Genomic DNA, 20,846 nt, shown 5'->3' on the forward strand with positions numbered 1-20,846 from the left:
CGCTGTTCGTGAAGGCCTTGCGTGTGCCTGGCGATGCTTTGTTTTGGGCGTGTCCTTTCGCTAGCGCGAGCAGGCCGGGCTTTCGCCTGTACTCCTCGCTGCGCTGCGGGGTGTCGGCTCTATCCCTCACGCGGCCGCAAACTTACAAAAGTTTTCACCACAACAGTACACATGAAACAAACTTTACTCGCTATCCTACTGCTACTTCCGTTCCTTGCCAGTGCCCAGCTACAGGAGAGCTTCACCGACGGCAACTTCACCCAAAACCCCATCTGGACGGGTGATACCGGCAGTTTCACCGTCAATGCACAGAACCAATTGCAGAGCAACGGGCCAGCCGTAACGGGTACAATTCTTCAGCTGGTAACGCCTTCTCAGGCAGCAGTAGGCACCGCCTGGGAGTTCTGGACTAACCTGCGGCTAGCAACCTCGTCCAGCAACTATGCCGATATCTACCTCATGTCAGACACAGAAAACCTGAACAGTACCGCCGCCAACGGCTACTTTGTGCGCATAGGCGGCACTGCCGACGAAGTAAGTCTCTTCCGGAAAGACGCGGGCAAAACGGCTGTGAAGATTATTGATGGGCAGGATAAGACCGTGGCCACGAGTAATAATGTCGTGCGGGTGCGGGTAACGCGAAGTACAAATTATGAGTGGGAGCTAAGTATAGATATTACAGGCGCTGGGCAAAAGTTTACCAGCCAAGGCACCGCTACCGATGCCACCTACAAGCGCTCCTCATACGTTGGTGTACTGGCTAAATACAGCTCCGCTAATAGCCAAAAGTTCTACTTTGATGATTTCCTGATTGTAGACACGCAGGCTCCTGTACTGAACGAGTTTCAGACGGTAAACCCACAGGAGTTGACGTTGCTTTTTAACGAGCCGCTGCAACCGGAGCAGGCGCAGAACATAGCTAATTATACTTTAAATGGAGGTATAAAACCTGTTATCGCAGAGCTTACAGCACCAGACCGCGTGCGCCTGGTATTTGCCCAGAACTTCAGGAGCGGCAACAACACCCTAAGTATAACTAACCTGCAGGATGTATATGGCAATAGCCTTCGCAGCCCCATTGAACAGAGCTTTAGTTTTGTGCCTCCTGCTGTGTTGCCAGGATATAACGAGCTGTTGATAACGGAAATCATGGCCGACGAAACGCCTGCTGTTGGCTTGCCTGCGCAGGAATACATTGAGTTGTACAATGCTACCGAAGAAAAGGTGCTTAACCTGCAGGGGATACGCTATTCTGATGCTACTTCTACTACCACACTGCCTGCTGTGCAGCTGTTGCCTGGAAAATATGCTGTAGTGGTGCCGAATAGCCAAGTGCAGAACTTCAGCCAGTACGGCAAGGTGATTGGCATCAGCAACTTTCCGAGTCTGAATAACAGTGGCGAGCTCCTGCAACTGCGGCAGCCTAATGGCAGGTTAATATATGCCGTTAACTACGCTGACACCTGGTACAAAGACAACAGTAAACGAGAAGGCGGATGGAGCCTGGAGATGGTAGATGTGCAAAACCCATGCGCTGGCGCAGACAACTGGTCTGCTTCCGTAGACCCACGCGGCGGCACACCTGCCCAACCCAACTCTGTTGCTGCTTCCAATCCTGATAACACGCCGCCTACACTTACAGATGTAACCGCTGTGGCACCAGATAGGCTATTGCTGCGCTTTAACGAACGGCTGGATAGTGTACAGGCAGCAAGTATAGCGAACTTCAGCCTCAGCCCAAGTATAAGTATAGCCAGTGTGCAGGTGCCGGGGCCGCTGTTTTCCGAAGTTATACTTACACTAGCTTCCCCGCTGCAGGAGAGCCAGCTTTATACTTTAACTGCGACCGGTATAATTGACTGCTCCGGCAATCTGGTGCCAGAACCTTTAAGCTATACTTTTGCTTTGCCCTCTGCTCCCGAACCTGGCGATGTCGTGATCAACGAGGTTCTATTTAACCCTCGCACTGGAGGGGCAGATTTTGTGGAGCTGGTAAACCGCAGCAGTAAATACCTGAACCTGCAAAACTGGCAACTAGCCAACACCTCCGGCGATACTATCAGCAACAAGAAAACGCTCACAACAAGTAATTATGTGTTAGCACCGGGGCAATACGTGGTACTCACCTCCAGTCCTGAAAACATCAAAACAAATTATCCGGCTGCCCGGCAGGAAACATTTCTCCGAATGAGCAGCCTGCCCAGCTATCCGGACGATGCCGGCACAGTTGTGGTGCTACAGCCGGATGGCAGTGTGGCAGACAGGTTCAGCTATTCAGAAAACATGCATTTTGAGTTGATAGATGATGTGAACGGTGTATCGCTGGAGCGGCTGCGGCTGGAGGGGCCAAGTATAGCCAGTAACTTCCACTCGGCAGCAACTACGGTTTTTGCCACGCCCGGGTATAAAAACTCACAGTCGCAGGAGGGAGTAGTGGCGCAGCAGGTATTTGACATATCGCCTGTCGTCTTTTCGCCTAACGGCGACGGCTTTGAAGATTATACCACCATTAATTATAGCACTGACAAAACAGGCTTAGTCGCCAACATCACCATCTTTGATGCGCAAGGCAGGGAGATTAAAAAGCTAGTACGTAATGAGTTATTAGCCAACAACGGCTTCTTCCAGTGGAATGGCCTGCGCGAAGACGGTACTAAAGCAAATATCGGCTACTATTTGCTTTACATTGAGTTATTCGGCTTAAACGGAGAGAAGCATACCTACAAAGAGAAAGTTGTACTGGGCGGGAAGCTTTGAGGGCAGAGGCTGAATATATGAAGTGCTAAATTATTTAGATGAACAGCTAAAAATGTTAGCAACTTTGTGGATAAGCTACTTTATCCACACTTGCCTGGTGCAAGTTTTCTAATTTTCTCTGCTACTTGTGGTTTATACTTCCATTGCCGCTGCTTACCACATCTTCAGTTAAGCTATACTTTCTAATTACTGTTCATCCTCCAGCTTTCAAGCACCTACCTGGCGCAAGTCTTCAGACTTGTGTCCTACTATAATGTCGAGTTTGCAACTCGACTGGCTTGCAAAGCCATACTTACAGCCGATACTTAAAACAGCTTCTCTGGCGCAAGCGTCCGCTTGTGCCTTAGACTACCCCTGCTTCTAATTCCATAGCCCCTACTTTCTGCATCTTCAACCAAGCCATTCTTTCTAGCTTCCGTTCATCTCCAGCTCCTACACACCTAATGTTTCACCTCTTGCTTTGGAGCGCTCGTGCCCGCGAGGGCTCGTCCTAGGGGTAGGGGCCCAAGGGTATCGCACTGGGAGCTTTTCTTTGCTCGCTGTCGCTTTGCAATCCCGCTCCCGCGGCACCGGAAAGCTACAAGGCGCTCACCCCAAGGGCTGGGATCACTTCAGGTAGCTGTACAGCAGGCTTGTAGGGGCAGGCCGCGACCTGTCCGTGCGATACCACTAGCCATGAAACTTCTAGGCGTGGGTTCACCTATGCAACCAGTTCCACAGCGTTATACCCTGGGAATGGCTACTACTGACCCTCCTCTTGAGGAAACGTTTAAGAAGGTGTGGTTGAAATACGGCAACAAAAAAGCCCCGCAGCGAACTGCGGGGCTTAGGTTAATAATGCTAAAACTGCTGAAGCCAGGGAACCAGCGACTGTAGCATCGGCTCAAAGGCTGAGCCGTGGCCTTTGCCCTCAATAGGTATGAACTCTAGCTGCTTTGCTCCGTCCCTGATGAAGCGCTCATAGGTTTTCCGGGAGTTATCGAAGGGAACGATCTTATCTGTCGTGCCGTGGTACAGGCGGGTAGGGCTTTGGGGCACCCATTCGTAAAAGCTGTTGGCCTGCAGGGCCTGCTTGAGCACCAGCTCTTTCTGGCCGTCCTGCAGGGCAGCGAAAAACGAGGGGCTAAACAGCCTGTTCGGGTCTGAGGTTAGCTCCCGATTGATGGCGCTGCCGCTCTTGCTGCCGTTAAACAGGCCGGGGAGTTTGGTGGCATAAGGCTCCTGAAAGAACTCTGCCAAAGGGCGGTTCCACCCGTTGGTTGTGTTGTAAGACTGCAGTACGTACGCCAGGTAAGCCGGGTAGGAGTAGGCTTGCCCGGTTTTAATGCCGCTCAGCATCGCTACCAGGTCATAGCCGCCGGCTCCTGCCGCCGATGCCGTTACCCGGAGGCCATGTGCCGGGTTTGTCTCTATTTCTTTTTGTGCCGCCAGCGTTACATACCCTCCCTCAGAGTAGCCCACCAGAAAGAGCTTGTCGCTAACGGGAATGTTGTGCTGCTTGTAGAGCGTTTTGGCCGCCTTGATCATATCCACTACCGCCAGGGCAGAATGCTGCTGGTCGTAGTAAGGGTGGAGGATTTCTTTAGACGCACCGAACCCAATGTAATCCGGGATCAGCATGACATAGCCCGCAGAGGCAAACAGCTCAAAGCCGGAAAGCCCCTGGAAGTTAGAGGGAGCATCCTGGTGGGTGAAGATCGTGCCGTGCTGCGCACTGATAACCGGAGCCGGTGCCGCCATGTTCTGAGGCACGCAAACCAGGCCCGAAGCATTTATCTCGCGGCCCTGGTACGTGGTGTGGTATATCAGCCTGTAAACCGACACGCCATACTGCACCTCGTTCCCGTAGGTGCCGTAGCCTTGCGAGGCAGCCATCTGCTGCAGCATATCCTTCGGCACGCTTAGCAGAAGCTCCGAAGACACATACAGGTCCTGGCCAGCCAGGTCTTCTTCAACGGGTGTCTCGGCGGCTACCGGGGCGGCGGCTGTGGCCTCTTTGTCGCAGGATGTATTGCCCAGCAGCGTGCCGAGCAGTAAAGTATACGTTAGGAGTTTCTTTAACACAGGGTTTACTCTTGTTGATGTGCAGGAACGCAACAGCTGCACCTGCCCAGAAGTGCCATCCTGCCGGGCAAAGTCACAAAATTAATTTTTGTGGAGGCTGCTTAGGCTATTGTGGCGGAGCCGTATCTTGCGCCGCTTTTCTCCTGGGGCAAGCTTAGGCATGCCAGTGGGTTAGGCGCAAACCAGCTTTATACTTTTGGGAGTGGAAAACATTCTGTACCTGTGCTTTTTCGCCTTTATGGCGGGTTTTATCGATTCTGTGGTGGGAGGCGGCGGCCTGATACAGCTGCCCGCGCTGCTCGTGTTTCTGCCGGGGGCACCGCTGCCGGCCATTTTCGGCACGGGTAAGTTTGCCGGTATAGCAGGCACCACAGCAGCGATGGTGAAGTATGTGCGTACGGTCAGGATCAATTACCTGGCTATACTGCCGGCGGCCGGGGCGGCTTTTGCTTTCTCCTTTCTGGGAGCCAGGGCACTGAGCCACCTGGACGCCAGCCTGCTGAAGCCGCTGATCCTGCTGCTGCTGATCTTGGTGGCCGTCTATACGTTCATCAAAAAGGACTTTGGGTCGCTGCATGCGCCAAAACTAACGGAGCAGAAAGAGCGCCTGTACGGGTTGCTGGTAGGGGCCTCTATCGGTTTCTACGACGGCTTTTTTGGCCCTGGCACCGGCAGCTTCCTCATATTCGTTTTTATAGGCCTGTTCGGCTTCAACTTCCTGGCAGCCTCTGCCGCGGCCAAGGTGGTAAACGTGGCGACAAACCTGTCGGCCCTGCTGTACTTTGGCTACAAAGGTTATATTATGTATGAGGTGGCGATCCCGATGGCTGTTTGCAGCGTTATTGGCTCGCAGTTGGGTACCCGCACGGCACTGAAGCGTGGCGTTGGCTTTGTGCGTGTCCTGTTCCTGGTGGTGGTGAGCGGCATTATTCTGAAGTTTGCCTACGACACCTACGGCACGGGCGGCAGCGAGTTTACCCAGCTCGCCACCTCCGTGCAGCGGTGGTTCGGGAAAAAGGGCTAAGCACCGCCAAGCTGTGGCCTTCGCTTCTGTGCCGAGGCGGCCGGCAGCGGAAAGGCAGCCAAACTTCAAATCCAGCTCCTTCTATAGTTACTCTACCGGTATCTCTCCGGCGGCCCAGTAAAGAGTAGTTTTGGCCTTGGCGTACTTGGTGCGCATTGCGTAGAGCTTGGCCTGTGCCTCCAGCAGTTTTACCTCCCGCGAGTTGATCAGGAACAGAGAGCTTTCGCCGTTCTGGAAGCGGATCAACTCTCCGTCGCGCAGTGTGAGGGCGTTGGCCACCATGCGCTCCTGTAGTTGCAACTGTTCTTCCAGGGCCTGCAGCTCGTTGTAGGCTGCCTGAACGGCATTCTCAATCTCCCGGCTTTGCTGCACCAACTCCAGGCTGTTGGCCTGCTGCTTAATCTTGGTAAGCTGCAGTTTGCCGCGCTCCTCCCGGAGGAAGAGCGGGATGCTGAAGCTAAGCCCCAGCTTGTAGTTGCCCTGCAGGTAGTCCTGCTCCACAACGTCCGGCTGAAGGTAGAAATCGCGCTGCAGCACGTTGTACTCAGCGTTTAGCTTAGGCAGTAGCTTGTTGGCGGCATAGCGCCGCTCTACCTCCAGTTGCTCCCCCTTCAGGCCCAGTTTCCGTAGTTCGGGGTGGTTGCGCCGGGCTGCCGCCAACAGTGCCTGCAGCTCCTCCGGGTTTACCGCTGCGGCTTCTGTGCCAGCCAGTGCCGGAGCAGTGCCTTCCTGCAGTTCCAGCGGCACCTGGTCCTCTGCCCACAGGTGCACAGCCACCTGCAGCCTCGCATTTTGCAGCGCCAGCTGTGTCTGCTGCAGCATCACTTCCCGGTCTTGCAAAGCCATCAGGGCTTCCACGGTATCTATGGCCGCCAGGTCGCCCTCCTGGGCCCGTATCCGCACCGCCTGTAGCCTGAAGGCTGCCAACTCCAGCGCCTCCTGGTAAAGCTGCGCTGTCCGGTGCTGCAGCAGCCATTCCCAATAGTCTTTGGTGGCCTGCAGCAGGAGCTTGTTAATGGTTTTCACGCGTTCTGCCTCGGCTATGCCCTGCATCAGCTTTGCCTGCTGAATAGTGGCGCGGCGCTCGTCTATAAAAAGCCCCTGCCCCAGCGGCACGGAGATACCGGCATAGCTCAGCCCGTCGGAAGGCATGGTGTGCTCCGGGTTCAGGTACTGGCCGGTGTTCTTGTCAAAGCCCGCCTGCAGCACCGGCCCGAACCACAGGGGCACGCGCAGGGTGTTGTTCCAGAGGTTGTAGTACTCTTTGCCGCCGTACTCTTTGCGGTAGAGCTTGCTGCTAAGCACGGGGTCCAGCACGCCGCGGGCCATGCGCAGCTCCTGCCGGGCCTGCTCCGTCAGGAGGGCCGCCTGCGAGGCCACCGGGTGGTTGGCAAGTATAACTTGCTGATACTCCTGCAGCGTCAGGGTTTGCGTTGTGTCCTGCGCCTGCGTAGCCAGCAGTGGTACAACCCAGCAAGCGAGCCAGAGTAGGTATTTATACGTAGGTGTCATTTGTTTTTGTCTGTTTTGCCGTCTACACTGCCCGTAGTTGTGCCGCTGCCGGTGAAGTCGGGAGGAAAGCCATTGAGCTGGCGCCATATCTCATACCACACAGGCACCGTGTTCAGCATGGCCCAGCCGTACACGCCGGAGCCTACGCGTAAGGCGTCCGGCCAGTGTTCCGACGCAGGGTCCGGCACCACGAGTATCCTGTACTTGCTGTTTGTGCCGGTGTAGTCAATTACGGCTACCCTTCCGCCAAACGTTCCGAAGCCCACATCGGGCCAGCCGGAAAACACCAGCGCCGGCCAGCCCTCGAACTGCAGGCGCATCTTATCGCCGACCTTCAGCAAGGGCAGGTCGAGGGGCTTAACGTAAAGCTCTGCTGCCAGCTGTGGGTTTTCGGGCATAATGGTGGCCACGGCCTCCCCCTCTTTAATGGTTTCCCCGATCCCCGCCTTCAGCGTTTTCACCACATAACCGTCCTGCGGAGCCTGGATGTTGTAGTAGCGGTTGCGCACCTGAGTGCTGGTGTACTCGTTCTGCAGCTTCGATATCTCGGCCTGCGTGCCGTAGAGGTAGGAGCGGGTGGCGTTCAGCTCAGCATCAGCCTTGGCAATTTTATCTGCATACTCGGCCTGCAGTGAGTTTAGCTCCGTGCGGGCGTTTACAAGCTCGGCACGGGTGGCTCCCAGCTTGTTCTCCAGCGAGAGCAACTTTGCCTGTGCCTCCTGCAGCTTCAGGCGGCGCTGCTCCAGCTCCGTGAGTGACTTCAGGCCCTGCTCATACAGCTTCTGCTGGCGGGCAAACTGATCCTCCGCAATCTGTAGCTCCATGCGCTGCGCTACCAGGTCCATGCTGTCGCTCTGGAGCTTGAGGCGGGTCTGCGTTATTTTGTTGCGGCCCTTCTGCAGGCTGTAGCGCAGCCCCTCGCGCAGGGCCTGTATCTGCTGGGCCATTGCCTGTGCCTTCTCCTCGGTGGCATTGGCAGCCCCCTCCTTTGCCTGCACCTGCTCGCCTAACCGGTCGAGCAGGTTGGGGTCCAGGTACTTCTCCTTTATTTCGGATATGGTGGCGATGGTGTCACCGGCTTGCACAAAGGCGCCCTCCACAATGTGCCACTGCTCTATGCGGCCGGCAATGGTGGCCTCCACGGTTTGCGGGCGGTCTTGCGGGGTAAAGGCGGTTAGTGTGCCCTGTGTGCGGATGTTCTGCGTCCAGGGCAGGAAAAGGCACAGGACAGTGATCAGCAGAATGCCGCCTATCCAGTAGGTAAGCACGCGCCCCAGCCGTGGCGACTGCACGTGCTTGAGGGCTTCCATCTGTGCCTTCTGGTTCAGGTATATTTCTTGGTCTTTCGCCATGTCTTAAACAGGTATGGTAATCAGGTCTTGTAACTCGTGGCGCTGGCGCATTTCGGCAAAAGGGCCGCTTGCCACCAGCTGCCCTTCCTGCAGCAGCAGGGTCCGGTGGCACAGCTGCATCACATCCGGGTCGTTGCTCACGATCAGCACGGTCCAGTTAAACTCGGGGGCAAACAGCAGGCCCAGCAGGCGCATTTTCTCAGGTTTTTCCATGCCTGCCCAGAAATCGTCGATAATGAGCAGCCGGGGCCGCTGCACCAGGCTGCGGGCAAGTATGATTTTGCGGGCAACGCTGGCGGGCAGGCGCATGCTGCCGCCGGTAAGGTACGTGTGCAGACCCTCCGGCAGGGCATGCACGAACTGGGTGAGGCCGGTCACCTCCAGCGCCCAGACCACGTCCTGCATCGGCAGCTCCTGGCCCAGCGTCAGGTTGTCCAGAAACGTGCCGTCAAACACCTGCTCCTTGGATATGTTGTCTCCGATAAGGCTGCGCAGGCTCGCCTTGTTGAGGTCGCGCAGCGAAAGGCCGTTGTAGGCGATGCTGCCCTCGTAGGAGGGGAACAGCCCCAGCAGCAGGTTAATCAGGGTCGATTTGCCCGAGCTGTTGTAGCCGGCCAGGCAGATGCGCTCGCCGGGGCGTATGTGGAAAGAGACGTGGTCCAGGGCCAGCTTCTTAGCGTCGGTGTACTTGTAGGCCAGGCTCTTCACCTGCACCTCAAGCCCCTGCTTTACCCCCTCGCGCAGGTCTATGCCTTGCGCCTCCTCTATGGGCAGGTCCGTCACGGTGCCGATCTTGTCCAGCGAGGTCAGCACATCGTAGACGGTGTCCAGCTTCACGATGATTTTCTCTACCGCCGTCATCAGGAGGATGATAATGATCTCAGAGGCCACAAACTGCCCGATGTTGATCTCCTGCTGCACCACCAGCACGCAGCCCAGCACCAGCAGGCCGCCGGTGATAAAGGTCTTAAAGGCCACAAAGCTGAAGTATTGCGTCATCAGCACGCGGAAGTGCTCCTTGCGCACTTTCAGGTAGCTGCTTACGTAGCCGTCGGTGCGCTGCATGGGCAGGTTGGTATGGCCCACCAGCTGAAAGGTGCTCAGCGAGCGCGCCATTTCCTCCAGCCAAGCCACCAGTTTATACTTGTACTTCGACTCCTCCAGGCTCGTTTTTACGCCCTTGTCGCCTGTCCACCAAAGTATGAGCCCCAGGGCAATTATAAGGATGACGCCAAAGAAGATGAAGTACGGGTGGTAAAGCGAGAGTAAAATAAGGCCGAAGATGATCTGGATAACCGCCGTGGAGAAGTCAATGAGTATTTTGGCAAGCCCCTTTTGCAGCAGCGGCACATCCAGGAAGCGGTTCATGAGCTCCGGCGGGTAGTAGGCCCGGAGCTCCTCCTGCTGCAGGCGCGGCACGCGGTAGGCAAAGTCGAAGGCGGTGCGGGCAAACAGGCGCTGCTGTATAAACTCGACGAGCCACAGCTGCATAACCTGCAGGCCGCCCATCAGCAGCAGGGCCAGCACGATCAGCGCGATCAGCACCACCACCGAAACCGGTATCTCGCCACTCGACACGAAGCCGATGATGCTCTGGATGCCCAGCGGCAGCGAAAGGCTGATGAGGCCGGCGGTGAGGGCGTATACGTACATGTACAGGATCTCGCGGCGCTCCAGCGTCAGGAGCTGCAGGAAACGCTGCATGGGCGTGTATTTCTTTTTAGAGGAAGTATTCATACGTGCTTCGTTACTGGCTATGGTCGATGGCGGAAAAAATCAGGTGCTTCAGAAACGCACAGGTGGCGGCCTCCGGCTGCTGGTGCCCGTGCATGTCGGTGAGGGAAGGGAGGTGCTCGGCAAAGAACACCTGCTGGTGCGCTGCCTCCAGCATCGTGCTTACGATGGCGTGCGGGTACGGGTAGTTCGGGTTCAGCTCTGCCACAATATCGGCGATGTGCCTGCACAGGCGCTTGTACTCCAGAAAGTAGCCCTCCTTGTTGTCTGCATCCACATCCTTGGTAAGGTATACCTTGGAGGCCTCTGCAATAACGATGCGGTGCAGGGCCTCCTCATCAATGTGCGCCGTGGCGGGGTCGTTCTGGCCGGTGTTGCTGATAACGTCGATCACCCGGCGCAGGCGCTCGCGCGGGTCCTGCAGGTTGTTTATTTCGTAGGACACCCGGTAATCCACCCATGCCCAATACCACGACACCAGGTACACGAGCAGCTTGTGCTTGTTCTCGAAATAGCGGTAGACAGACGCCTCCGTGGAGCCGATCTCAGCCGCCAGCTTCTTAAACGTGAACTGCTCAAAGCCCAGCTCATCTATCAGCTTGATGCTTTCGGAGATGATTTTGCGCCCCAGCTCGGTGCCCTCCGGCTCGCGTAGGTACGACTTGTGGTTGAGCGATAGTGTGATGCCTGTTGCTAACATAGTGGTTGTCTGTGTTCTTTTCTGTTGATGTGCTGCCCGGAGCTTACCGGTAGCCTGTTTTTCCGCAGCAAAGATACACTTGCTTTTAGTGATAATAGTTTTACTATCAAAAATGTTTCTGAAGCTATCATTTTTTTTGAAAAGCAGGCCGGTGCGGCACGGCGTGGGGCAAGGGAGAGGAGAGGGCTGCGGACATGGCGGGCGGGCGAAGGCCTTCCGCAACAATTAAGCCTACAGCAATTTAACAATTAAGCGTACCTTTGCAGCCTGGCTCAGCCGTAGACATAGGTAGAGCCAAGTATAAATACCATCACCATGAGATTTGAAGATTACCGTATCTCCGACGAGATAAAGAAAAGCCTGAGCAAGCTGGGCTTTAAAAAGCCGACCGATATCCAGTTCAAAGCTATCCCACCGATCATGAAGGGCGAGGATGTGCTGGCCATTGCCCAGACGGGTACAGGTAAAACAGCCGCCTTTGCTATTCCGGTGCTCGACAGGCTGCAGTTTAGCAAAAACCGCAAGCGCGGCGACGGCATTAAGTGCGTGGTGATGGTGCCGACCCGCGAACTGGCGCTGCAGATAACCGAGGTGTTTAACGAAATCGGCCGCGGCACCCGCGTTACAACCTTTTGCGTGTACGGCGGGGTGGAGCAGGGGCCGCAGATCGCGAAGCTGGAAGACGGTATTGACGTGCTGGTGGCCACGCCGGGCCGCCTGTTCGACCTGGTGAGCCAGGGGCATATACACCTGCACCGCGTGGAAGTGCTGGTGCTGGACGAGGCCGACCACATGCTGGACCTGGGCTTTATCCACGACATCCGGCAGCTGATCACAAAACTGCCGCGCCAGCGCCAGACGCTGTTCTTCTCGGCCACCATCAACGAAAAGATAAAGGAGCTGGCCTACTCGCTGGTGAACAAGCCGGTCCGCATCCAGATCTCCCCGAAAGACCCGGTGGCGAAAAGCATAGACCACTCCGTGATGTACGTGGACATGGACGACAAGCGCTTCTTTCTGGAGCGCGTGGTGCAGGAGAACTCGGACAAGAAGATACTGGCCTTTGTGCGTACCAAAGTGCGCGCTGAGCGTGTGGTGGCGGCCATGGAGCGTGTGGGCATTCAGGCCATAAGCATACATGGCGGCAAAGAGCAGAAAGACCGCCTGGATGTAATGCGCAAGTTTAAGAAGGGCGAAGTGAAGCTGCTGGTTGCCACCGACGTGAGCGCTCGCGGCATCGATATCCCGAACGTGGAGTACGTGGTGAACTACGACCTGCCGGAGCAGCCGGAGAACTACGTGCACCGGGTGGGCCGTACCGGCCGTGGCACCGAAAAGGGCATCGCCGTGAGTTTCTGCGCCCCTGAGGAAAAGCCAATCCTGGACGAGATTCAGAAGTACCTGACCAAGGACATTAAGGTGCTGGAAGTGGACAAGGAGGATTACGAAGCCACGATCGATTTCAGTGCCGAGGCCAAGTATGACTGGAAAGCGCTGATAAAAGAGGCGGAGCAGACAGATGAGAAGGTGAAGGCCGCCAAATCTAAAAAAGCGAAAGCCAAGGCAAAGAAAAAGAAGTAGCGGTTTATACTTTTACGAAGGCAAAGGCCTGTGCAGACAAGTGGTTTGTACAGGCCTTTTTTAATAGGGCTTGCCCCCGGGCGGGCAAGCCGGTAGGGCGGAGCCTCTGGCAGCAACAGGAGGCAGTTTACGCGGGAGTTAAACTGTAGCTTACCTGCACAAAGCCGTTCCTGAAGCTCCTGCTCTCCTGTGCCTGCAGCTGCTTTTCCCGTGCACCGGCAGCAAAGAGAGGGATACCGCTACCAAGTACTATGGGGATGTACGTAAGTACAACTTCATCTATCAAGCCCGCATTAAGAAGCAGCGTGTTAACCTGGCCGCCCCCGATCAGCCAGATATCCTGCCCCGGCTGTTGCTTTAGCCGCTGTACGAATTCCGGCACCCCCTGCTGCACAAACTGCACATGCTCCGTTTCCGGGTGCTGCGAGCGACTGAAGACATAGTTCGTTTTATCAGGATAGGGGAAGGGTATCTCGAAACCAAGTACAGCCTGGTAGGTGCTGTGCCCCATTAGTGTTGTGTCGATGCCTTGGAGAAAGGCGCGGTAGCCAAAGTCTTCGCCTTCGATAGCGTACCGCTCGTCGTGGAGCCAGCTTGTGTCACCGTTTTTGCGGGCAATAAAGCCGTCAAGGCTGGCGGCAATGTACAGGACAAGTTTTCGTGTTGCTTGCATAGAAACAGGTGCTTGAAAGCCGGATAGTGTGTGTACATAGTTTTACCGCTGTGAGGCCGCGCGCTGGTAATTGGCTCCGGCTGCCTCAGGTAGTCCGGAAAAACAGTTGGGTCAGCTTAAAGAAGAAGTCGCGGTGGTTGGCCACCAGGCGATACCCTGCCTCTGCCACCGTACTGACGAAGGGCAGGCGGTAGTATAGTCCGCTCCAGGTGCCGTAGCCGCTCAGCTGCAAGAGCACAGCCACCGCCTCGGCTCCGTGCAGGCGCTGCCCGTAGCGCGTAATCAGGTACACAGACTGGCGGAATTGCGTATGGCTGATACCGTAAAATCTGTCTGGCACCTCCTGAAAGGGCACATACTGCACCCTGCCCTGCGTGCGGTGCTGCCAGCGGTGCACCCAGTATTTACAAAAGCTGCAGTCTCCGTCGTACACCAGCACCGGCCGGGGCGGAGCGGCCACCCCGGCTGGGGAACTGCCTTGCTTAGCGACCATAGGCCTTCCCTTTGTCGTGGCACCCGTTGTAGCCCACTACGGCATTAAGCGGGCACCAGCGCAGCATGCCAGTCAGGATGGGGATGATACCCAAGGCAGCCACAGGTTTTGAGTTATAAAAAGCTCCCACGCCAACCAGCGCCAGCCCCGCCAGCACACGCAGCTTCTGCTCTGTCATTCCTACGTTACACTCCATGTTTCCTTCGTTTTTAGCCAATGATATGTATGTATACTTTGGAGCAGGGGATAGGTTAAACAAACGTGGCAGCTAGCTGAAGCGGCAGGGGGCAAGCAGTAACGCTGCCGCTGGCTGGCCTGTAGAGAAGTTCTACAGTTTGTGGATTTAAGAAGCAGACTGTTATATATGTTCCACAGTATATTTTTGCTTTATATAGTTCTTAAATTGTTGTAGGATAGCTGTTTACGTAGTAATAATGACTTTGGCACGGTTCTGTTACTACACTGGCTAAACAAACAGAATAAAACACGAATACATATGAAAAAAGCGACATTTTTTGCAGCAGCAATTGCCATACTAGGATTTACTTCACTTGATGCTAACGCACAGACACAAACTCAGGGTCAGGCGCAGCAGGAACAAACGCAAACACAAGGCCAGGCACAGCAAACTGCGGAAGCGGGCAACCGTGAGCAGGTAACGCAAGACCAGCTGCCGGAAGGTGTACAGAACGCGCTGAAAAGCGATGTGTACAAAGACTGGACGGTAGGAGAGATTTACAAAGTATCTCCGCAAGAAGGCGATGCCAACGGTGAAGTAGTATACGAAGTGAAAATGACCAACGCCGAAGGACAAGCCGGTGTGGTTAGAATGAACGAAAAAGGCGGTGCTGCCGCATCATCGGATCAAGAATAACTGTGAACGTCATATAGTAAGCCGAAAAAAGCCTCACCTTGTGGGGCTTTTTTTTATGCCATACTTTTTGTGCCCAAAGGAGGCAGGCAAGGGTGTGGTTAACTGAAGCACTGCTTCTAACGCAAGCTTAAGCTGGAGGAGTGCTTATCACTGCGTTATTCAAATCAGAAAGACCTGACATGTTTACGTAGCCCGCTTCGGTAACAGCAAGTACTCTTTTATACTTCATCCTTCGCCTTGCGGAGCTTTTTAAGGTAAGCCACTAAGTGGTCGAGCTCCTGGTCTGAGATTACCTCTTCTTTGAACGCAGGCATTACCCCCAGCCCGTGGCGCACCTGGTACCGGATGAGGAAACCCGGCAACGGCTTGTTGTTGATAGCCGGCCCCAGCCCGGCAGTACCTCCCGGATGGCATTTCTGGCAGTGGGCCTTAAACACTGCTTTGCCCTGGGCTACGGCGGGGCTGCTTATAGAGAGCGGCTCGAACATAGGAACACCGCGGCGGGCAGTGCCACAGAAGCTAAGCGAAAGCAGGAACAGGAGGCCGGCGGAAAGTAGCGCAGTCTTTTTCATGAGGTTTAGCTTTTTGTTTTAGTGATTTTCCAGACCACACCGGTTTTAACCTGTGGCGCTGCTCCTTTCTCTGTCATCTTCACTACCCCGAAGTCAACAATGTAAAGGCTCTCCCCGTCTGGAGAGAACTTCACGCCGAGGGGGCGCTCTAAGCCGCCTGTTTTTAACTTGGAGGCAGGTGCCACTATTTTGCCCCTGTTGGCAGCAAAGTCGGCTACTGTGCCATCCGCCACGTTTACCCTCACCACTTTAAACCCGACAGGCGCCAGCACTTTGCCTACCTCCGGGGCCATATCACCGAACTGCGCCACAAACGCCTGCCCCTGAAAGCCAAAAGAGCTGCTGCGCGAGAAGTCCAGCCCATTTGAAGATGAATGCACGCCCAGGTCGGCTACGGGCTTGGGCGGCTGGTTAGGGTGCTGCGCCAGCAAAGGCTGCGGGGCCTTTTTGCCCGGCGCCTCAAAGCGCTCCCCGTCCAGGCGCATGCCGCCGGCATAGTCGGGCCAGCCGTACCAGGTGCCCGGCTTTACATGCCACAGGTAATCGGCAGTGCCCCAAACAGGGCGGCTTCCGCGCACGTCATAGCTGTTTTCGCTGATGTAAAGCTGGCCATCAGGCGAAAAGGCCAAGCCAAAAGGGTTCCGGAACCCCCATGCCACCAGCTCCAGCCCCTCGCCCTCCGGGGAGATGCGCATGACGGCGCCGGAGCAGGGAACACGGCCTCTGATAATTTCCCCTTCCCTGGTGGGGGTGCCGTAGGGGGAGTAGGCGCCCGTTGCCTGCGGCTCGCTCTTGGGGCCAAGCGGTATTTCGGAGGTATAGTTGCGGCCCTTCAGCACAATGTCGCGGCAGGGGATGTCGTGGAATTCGGGGAAGCGCTGGAGCCAGCCATAGTCATAGTTGTCCGGGCCCACGACACCGGAGTTGGTGGCAGTGCCCAGGCCAAAGTACAGGTTCCCGTCGGGCCCTACGGCGGGGCCGTTGGTGTGATGGTCGCCCAGCGTAGGCAGGTCCTCTACTAAGGAGGTGATGTTTCCTTCCGGAGAAATTCGCAGAATCCTGCCGCCCTCCAGCTCGCCTCCCTCGCCCACGTAAAAGTTGCCGTTGTGGTAGGTAACGCCGGTCCAGGGGCCGTTCTTCTGCCCTGTGGCAATGGTGGTGTAGCTGCCATCCGGCTCTATGCGCAACAGCTTGGGCGCCAGGAACACTTCGCCGTAGGAGTAACCTGCCTCCACGACGTAAAGCCGCCCCTGTTCGTCAAAAGCCACGCTGGTCGGGAAGGTGAGCCCACTGGCGACAGCCTCGGCGGAGTACCCTTCCGGCAGTGCGATGTCGGAGGGGTCGATGGGGCGGGCGCCTGTGCGGATGCTGCCCTGGCCACCGCCATCGGAGGAGAGGATGCGGTAGCACCCGCAAAGGCAAAAGAGTAGGAGCAAGGGCAGGAGCCGGTAAATATTTCTCATAGCTTTTGATTTACAGAATTTTGTCCTACATTAAATCACTATTGTTCAGTACGGCCTACGAACACCGAAGTTGAAATGAAGCATTTGGGTAGTGTTTATAGCGGTTGGCATTGGGTGCAGGCGCGGCTGCCCCTCGAGGTGCTGCTGTGGCTGCTGGGGCTGGCTGTGCTTGCCCTAACGGACCCGCATGAGGAGCACCTGTTTAGCTTTTGCCCTTTTAGCTGGGTGCTGGAGAGCGGCTGCCCCGGCTGCGGCCTGGGGCATGGTATTGCCTATCTGGCACGGGGAGAGTGGGAGGCGTCTTGGCGTGCCCACCCGCTGGCAGCGCCTGCGGTTGTGCTGTTGCTATGGCGCTGCGGCAGGCTTTTATACTTTTATCGGAAACGGAATCATCAACTAACCAAAGTTAAGTGTTATGGCAAGTATACTCCACCTGATGCCGGACCTGGAGCCGGATGAAATGCGCTACGTGCAGAGCCTGGTACAGGACCTGAGCGAGGATGAGGCGCGCCAGTTTGCCAGCATCTATCGGTCGCGCCGCCGGGAGCCCATGCTGCTGCTGATCACAACCATCATCGGCTTTTTCGGGGTGGCGGGTATCCAGCGTTTCGTTGTGGGGCAGATCGGGCTGGGCTTGCTGTACTTCTTCACGGGTGGGCTCTGCCTGGTTGGTACCATTGTGGATTTGATCAACCACAAGCGCCTGGCTTACGAGTACAACGTGAAGGAGGCTGATAAAACGATGGGCATGCTGCGCTACAACCGCTACTAACTTTATTTGCCGGTAACCCTGATAAAGCTTTGCCTGTAGCTCTCGGTGCCGTTGGTGAGCCATAGCCTGTACCAGCCGCCGCTGAGCTGGCTCACATCCAGCTCCACCTGAAAGGCCGGGGGCAGCTTATACGCGCGGACCAGCTTGCCGGCGGCATCGTAGATACGGGCAGCGTCAGGCTGGAACGTCAGGTTGCCCACAGTGATGGTGGTCGTGTACACGGGGTTCGGGTAGAGGACCGCTGGCTCCGCCTCAGGTACGCGCAAGGCGGTGTTCTGCGTTGTTTCGGCCTGGAGGAGCAACCACTCGTCAGGGTCAGTAACGATGCGTTGCACAGGCCCCTGCACCTGTACAAGAAAAGCCTCTACGGGCTTGCGCTGCTGCACACGTATAACAGAGGTGCCGCTGGCGGTTACGATGCCAAAGGCTACATCAGAGCGGAAAAAAGGCGTAGTGCCACTGGTTGTTTGGGTGCTCTGTATCAGTACACGGCTGTCCTCCTGGTTCCACTCCACGCTATAGATGGGGTAGCCGTTGCCCTCATACCACTGCTCAAAAAAGTAATCCAGCTCCTTCCCCGAAACGTCTTCCATCACCTTCTGCAGGTCAGAGGTATTCGCTGTGCCTCCCCCGAAACGCTGCTGGTACTCCCGCAGCCCCCGGAAAAACACGTCATCGTTATTTAACTCAAAGCGTAGCATGTGCACCACGCTAGCTCCTTTCCTGTAGCTCAGGCTGCTGTCGAAGATCCGGCTTACGTTGGTGGTGTCCTCTACCTTCAGGCTGCCGAAGGGCCGCTGGCGCGCTGAGGCGTGCGCATCTTTCATCCATCTGCTTGCCGCCTCGTTACTGACGGGCTTTAAGGCTAAGTACTCCGCGTAGGAGGCAAAGCCCTCGTTCAGCCAGATGTCCTGCCAGCTGGCGCAGGTTACGTTGTCGCCAAACCACTGGTGGGCCAGCTCATGTGCTGTAAGGGTAAAGAAGAAGCCGCTTTGGGTTGTCATGGTTTGGTGCTCCATGCCGCCGCCGATCGGGGCCATGCTGTGGCCGTACTTCTCCCTGTAAAACGGGTACAGCCCGAACAACTCCGAGAACTGCTCCAGAAAGCGAGCCGTGTTGTCAATCTCCTGCCGGTAGGCCTGCAAGGCACCGCCCCGGTACACATAGTTTAGAATAGGGATGGGGGCAGGAGCGCCAGCAGGGTGGGCAGACAGCAGGTACTCCTCGTAGTCTGACACGGCCACAGACACCAGGTAATAGTCAATCGGGTACCGCGATTTCCATTCGTGGCGCCTTCTGCCGTCGGGTAAGTCTGCCACGCGCGTGAGCAGGCCATTGGAGCCTACCTTGTTCTCGGCGGACGTGGTAACGAACACGTGTACAGAGTCGGCTTTGTCGGTCAGCACCTGCTTGGTGGGCCACCATTCGTAGGCTGCGTAGGGCTCGCTCAGGCTCCAGGTAACGGAGTTGCCCCACTGCGGCTCTACGGCGGTGTTAAAGCCGTTGCCAACAGCTGCGCCTCCTCCCGACGGCGCGGTGCCTTTGTAGTAGATAACTGCCGTAACAGGCTGTGCCGCCGCTACCGGGGCAGAGAGGGCCACGGCTACATCGCCTCCCTGGCGCGTTATACTTGTTTCGCGCCGCCCGTTCACCACCACCGAATCTATCTGGAAGTTCTGGTGCAGCTCAAAGGCGAAGGTGCCAAGTGGCTGCCGCGCCTGCGCCTGGAGCGTAACATCACCGGCAATGTACCGGCTGTTGCGCTCCAGCTGTAGGTTTAGCCTGTAAAAGGTTATGTCGTAGCGGTTCATCAGCTGCTGGTGCTCGGGTGTGGCAGTCGCTTTTCGCTGAAGGGCATGGGTGCGGCTCTCAGCGCAGCTTATACTTTGGGCCGAGGCGGCGGAACTGTGCAGAAGCAGGTAAGGCAGTAGCAGGAGTATGGTTCGCAGCATGTTCTCTGGCTTTAAGTATAGCGCGGTGTGCTGGTACAGGGTCAGGAGGAAAGCTCTTTATACATACGCAGAAAGCAAAAAGGCAGGTACCGCCTGAGCGCTGCCTGCCTTTCTGTGTTTTATAGTTTACGCGGGGGCTACCTGTTTACGGGAGTCACTTTGTAGCCTTGCCTGCGCAGCAGCGCCACCACGCCGTTTTCGCCGGTTAGGTGCCCGGCACCTACGGCAAAGAAGGTCGGCTTGTCCTTGGCCATTTGCTCCAAAACTGGAATCCACTTCTCGTTACGCCGCACCAGAAACACTTCCTTGAACTTCCTGTAATCCTCCTCGGTATAATCCTGCTTCATCAGCTCTTCCAACCCTTTCAGGTCTTGTGCCAGGTACAGGTCCACCATTTTGTGGTAAGCCGCTTTAGAACGGGGGATGTCGCGCACCGTTCGTACCAGCATATCCGCGTACAGGTCGTTTGGCAGCATATCCACCACATCCATCTGCTCTTTTATGGTTTCAATGCCCAGCACCTCCTTCTGCTGTGCGTGTGCCAGTTCCATCAGCTTCTGCTCGTAGGACGCCGGTGTGCAGTCCGTCAGGTTGGCCAGTAGCATCGTCTGAAGTATAAAAGGCTTCATGTTATCCATGTACAGGAGGTTTACGCCCATCTTAACCGAGAAGTAATCCAGGAGCAGGTTGTACTCCTCTTCGCTGAACATTGCCCGCAGCGACTGCCCCTCGGGCAGTACGGCAAACTGCATCATCTGCGCCATCATGTGTGGGTCGTCCATGTCCAGCTCCAGTGTCAGTTGCTCTGTCTGGCGCATCTTTTCCTGCAGTGCCTCTGGTAGTACCATCCTTTCCGGGCACACCGCGTGGATGGTGCCGTACAGGTAGGACGGCTTTTGCAGACCATTGCCGGATATTTGCCACAGCAGCGCGTTTTCGACTTTATTGCCGCCTGCCAGTGCAGGCAGGGCGTGTGCCAGCACCAGTAACAGTGTCAGCAGCAGGTTTTGCGTTCTCTTCATGCGTCCTTGGTTGTGGTGGCTAAGATAAGCATTTTCCTGCTGCTATGAAGTGCGGCTCTCCTGCGGCAATGCGTTGGCGGCTTGCCTGCTTTCCTGGTGCAGGAAGTGAGGTGCTGCTCTTTAGCCCTGCCTGCCTCTCTTCGTAATTTATACTGTTTTAAACAAGGTTGTGAAAATTGCTTTGCTTTAGGATATGCTTAGCAGGCATGAGGTGCTTAAAGCACTTCCGTCAGACTTTCCACTGCTTTAGTGTTAAAACACTTTTGTTCTACTCGTTCTAGCTTCAGTCTCCAAGCCTGGG

The 20,846-nt window shown here is 56.1% G+C and carries 18 protein-coding genes; 6 read left to right on the top strand and 12 right to left on the bottom strand.

Annotated elements, in window-relative coordinates:
- The first annotated feature begins 171 nt into the window (after positions 1-171).
- Positions 172-2,757 carry a lamin tail domain-containing protein gene (locus CA264_RS18945; RefSeq protein WP_025608967.1) on the top strand — a complete coding sequence of 862 codons (2,586 nt, stop codon included), beginning with the start codon at positions 172-174 and terminating at the stop codon, positions 2,755-2,757.
- A gap of 840 nt (positions 2,758-3,597) precedes the next feature.
- Here the strand turns inward: CA264_RS18945 and CA264_RS18950 are convergent.
- Positions 3,598-4,821: an alpha/beta fold hydrolase gene (locus tag CA264_RS18950; RefSeq protein ID WP_036777694.1), complete on the bottom strand. Its 1,224-nt coding sequence runs from the start codon at positions 4,819-4,821 to the stop codon at positions 3,598-3,600.
- A gap of 202 nt (positions 4,822-5,023) precedes the next feature.
- Here CA264_RS18950 and CA264_RS18955 point away from each other — a divergent pair, with 202 nt between their 5' ends.
- Entirely contained in the window at positions 5,024-5,845 is an 822-nt protein-coding gene (locus CA264_RS18955) for a sulfite exporter TauE/SafE family protein (protein ID WP_025608969.1), read from the top strand.
- Between the two features lie 87 nt (positions 5,846-5,932).
- On the opposite strand, the gene CA264_RS18960 is transcribed toward CA264_RS18955, so the two are convergent.
- From CA264_RS18960 to CA264_RS18975, 4 genes are read right to left on the bottom strand one after another with little or no spacing between them, the layout of a single operon-like run.
- Positions 5,933-7,357, bottom strand: a complete 1,425-nt coding sequence (locus tag CA264_RS18960) for a TolC family protein (RefSeq protein WP_025608970.1) — start codon at positions 7,355-7,357, stop codon at positions 5,933-5,935.
- Positions 7,354-8,709 carry an HlyD family secretion protein gene (locus CA264_RS18965; protein WP_025608971.1) on the bottom strand — a complete coding sequence of 452 codons (1,356 nt, stop codon included), beginning with the start codon at positions 8,707-8,709 and terminating at the stop codon, positions 7,354-7,356. Before CA264_RS18965 ends, CA264_RS18960 begins: the two co-directional genes overlap by 4 nt.
- Positions 8,710-8,712: 3 nt before the next feature.
- A complete protein-coding gene (locus CA264_RS18970) occupies positions 8,713-10,446 on the bottom strand; it encodes a peptidase domain-containing ABC transporter (RefSeq protein WP_025608972.1) in 1,734 nt (577 codons plus the stop codon).
- Between the two features lie 10 nt (positions 10,447-10,456).
- The gene (locus CA264_RS18975) at positions 10,457-11,143 is read right to left on the bottom strand and encodes a TetR/AcrR family transcriptional regulator (RefSeq protein WP_025608973.1); all 687 of its coding nucleotides are present in this window, start codon (positions 11,141-11,143) and stop codon (positions 10,457-10,459) included.
- Positions 11,144-11,458: 315 nt separating this feature from the next.
- Here CA264_RS18975 and CA264_RS18980 point away from each other — a divergent pair, with 315 nt between their 5' ends.
- Positions 11,459-12,724 (top strand): DEAD/DEAH box helicase, encoded by a 1,266-nt coding sequence (locus CA264_RS18980; protein WP_025608974.1) that lies wholly within the window; start codon positions 11,459-11,461, stop codon positions 12,722-12,724.
- Positions 12,725-12,851: 127 nt separating this feature from the next.
- On the opposite strand, the gene CA264_RS18985 is transcribed toward CA264_RS18980, so the two are convergent.
- The 3 genes from CA264_RS18985 to CA264_RS18995 form a co-directional block, all read right to left on the bottom strand.
- On the bottom strand, positions 12,852-13,397 hold the full coding sequence (locus tag CA264_RS18985) for a dihydrofolate reductase family protein (protein WP_025608975.1): 546 nt from the start codon (positions 13,395-13,397) through the stop codon (positions 12,852-12,854).
- A gap of 85 nt (positions 13,398-13,482) precedes the next feature.
- Positions 13,483-13,890 (bottom strand): thiol-disulfide oxidoreductase DCC family protein, encoded by a 408-nt coding sequence (locus CA264_RS18990; protein ID WP_084196289.1) that lies wholly within the window; start codon positions 13,888-13,890, stop codon positions 13,483-13,485.
- Entirely contained in the window at positions 13,880-14,086 is a 207-nt protein-coding gene (locus CA264_RS18995; protein WP_025608977.1) for a YgaP family membrane protein, read from the bottom strand. The genes CA264_RS18990 and CA264_RS18995 overlap by 11 nt, the downstream gene beginning before the upstream one ends.
- 300 nt (positions 14,087-14,386) lie before the next feature.
- Here CA264_RS18995 and CA264_RS19000 point away from each other — a divergent pair, with 300 nt between their 5' ends.
- Positions 14,387-14,764, top strand: coding sequence for a hypothetical protein (locus CA264_RS19000; RefSeq protein ID WP_025608978.1), 378 nt, complete (start codon positions 14,387-14,389; stop codon positions 14,762-14,764).
- A gap of 218 nt (positions 14,765-14,982) precedes the next feature.
- Here CA264_RS19000 and CA264_RS19005 read toward each other — a convergent pair whose 3' ends face one another.
- Together CA264_RS19005 and CA264_RS19010 are read right to left on the bottom strand one after the other, a co-directional pair.
- Positions 14,983-15,336, bottom strand: a complete 354-nt coding sequence (locus tag CA264_RS19005; RefSeq protein WP_025608979.1) for a c-type cytochrome — start codon at positions 15,334-15,336, stop codon at positions 14,983-14,985.
- A 5-nt stretch (positions 15,337-15,341) separates the two neighbouring features.
- Entirely contained in the window at positions 15,342-16,799 is a 1,458-nt protein-coding gene (locus CA264_RS19010; RefSeq protein WP_025608980.1) for a PQQ-dependent sugar dehydrogenase, read from the bottom strand.
- Positions 16,800-16,874: 75 nt separating this feature from the next.
- Between CA264_RS19010 and CA264_RS19015 the strand changes: the two genes are divergently transcribed.
- Positions 16,875-17,258, top strand: coding sequence for a DUF2752 domain-containing protein (locus CA264_RS19015; protein ID WP_084196290.1), 384 nt, complete (start codon positions 16,875-16,877; stop codon positions 17,256-17,258).
- Positions 17,215-17,571, top strand: a complete 357-nt coding sequence (locus CA264_RS19020) for a TM2 domain-containing protein (RefSeq protein WP_025608982.1) — start codon at positions 17,215-17,217, stop codon at positions 17,569-17,571. The genes CA264_RS19015 and CA264_RS19020 overlap by 44 nt, the downstream gene beginning before the upstream one ends.
- A gap of 2 nt (positions 17,572-17,573) precedes the next feature.
- On the opposite strand, the gene CA264_RS19025 is transcribed toward CA264_RS19020, so the two are convergent.
- The gene (locus CA264_RS19025; protein WP_025608983.1) at positions 17,574-19,523 is read right to left on the bottom strand and encodes a M1 family aminopeptidase; all 1,950 of its coding nucleotides are present in this window, start codon (positions 19,521-19,523) and stop codon (positions 17,574-17,576) included.
- 137 nt (positions 19,524-19,660) lie between these two features.
- Entirely contained in the window at positions 19,661-20,545 is an 885-nt protein-coding gene (locus CA264_RS19030) for a TraB/GumN family protein (protein WP_025608984.1), read from the bottom strand.
- Between the last annotated feature and the right edge of the window lie 301 nt (positions 20,546-20,846).

Origin of the sequence: Pontibacter actiniarum, from assembly GCF_003585765.1 — a bacterium.
Lineage (GTDB): Bacteria > Bacteroidota > Bacteroidia > Cytophagales > Hymenobacteraceae > Pontibacter > Pontibacter actiniarum.

Bases quoted from the DNA above. Each gene is read 5' to 3' on its own strand.
- CA264_RS18965 (WP_025608971.1), bottom strand. From the start codon at position 8,709: ATGGCGAAAGACCAAGAAATATACCTGAACCAGAAGGCACAGATGGAA.
- CA264_RS19000 (WP_025608978.1), top strand. From the start codon at position 14,387: ATGAAAAAAGCGACATTTTTTGCAGCAGCAATTGCCATACTAGGATTT.
- CA264_RS18945 (WP_025608967.1), top strand. From the start codon at position 172: ATGAAACAAACTTTACTCGCTATCCTACTGCTACTTCCGTTCCTTGCC.
- CA264_RS18975 (WP_025608973.1), bottom strand. From the start codon at position 11,143: ATGTTAGCAACAGGCATCACACTATCGCTCAACCACAAGTCGTACCTA.
- CA264_RS18985 (WP_025608975.1), bottom strand. From the start codon at position 13,397: ATGCAAGCAACACGAAAACTTGTCCTGTACATTGCCGCCAGCCTTGAC.
- CA264_RS19005 (WP_025608979.1), bottom strand. From the start codon at position 15,336: ATGAAAAAGACTGCGCTACTTTCCGCCGGCCTCCTGTTCCTGCTTTCG.
- CA264_RS19015 (WP_084196290.1), top strand. From the start codon at position 16,875: ATGAAGCATTTGGGTAGTGTTTATAGCGGTTGGCATTGGGTGCAGGCG.
- CA264_RS19025 (WP_025608983.1), bottom strand. From the start codon at position 19,523: ATGCTGCGAACCATACTCCTGCTACTGCCTTACCTGCTTCTGCACAGT.
- CA264_RS18970 (WP_025608972.1), bottom strand. From the start codon at position 10,446: ATGAATACTTCCTCTAAAAAGAAATACACGCCCATGCAGCGTTTCCTG.
- CA264_RS18995 (WP_025608977.1), bottom strand. From the start codon at position 14,086: ATGGAGTGTAACGTAGGAATGACAGAGCAGAAGCTGCGTGTGCTGGCG.
- CA264_RS18960 (WP_025608970.1), bottom strand. From the start codon at position 7,357: ATGACACCTACGTATAAATACCTACTCTGGCTCGCTTGCTGGGTTGTA.
- CA264_RS19010 (WP_025608980.1), bottom strand. From the start codon at position 16,799: ATGAGAAATATTTACCGGCTCCTGCCCTTGCTCCTACTCTTTTGCCTT.
- CA264_RS18990 (WP_084196289.1), bottom strand. From the start codon at position 13,890: ATGGTCGCTAAGCAAGGCAGTTCCCCAGCCGGGGTGGCCGCTCCGCCC.
- CA264_RS19020 (WP_025608982.1), top strand. From the start codon at position 17,215: ATGGCAAGTATACTCCACCTGATGCCGGACCTGGAGCCGGATGAAATG.
- CA264_RS18980 (WP_025608974.1), top strand. From the start codon at position 11,459: ATGAGATTTGAAGATTACCGTATCTCCGACGAGATAAAGAAAAGCCTG.
- CA264_RS19030 (WP_025608984.1), bottom strand. From the start codon at position 20,545: ATGAAGAGAACGCAAAACCTGCTGCTGACACTGTTACTGGTGCTGGCA.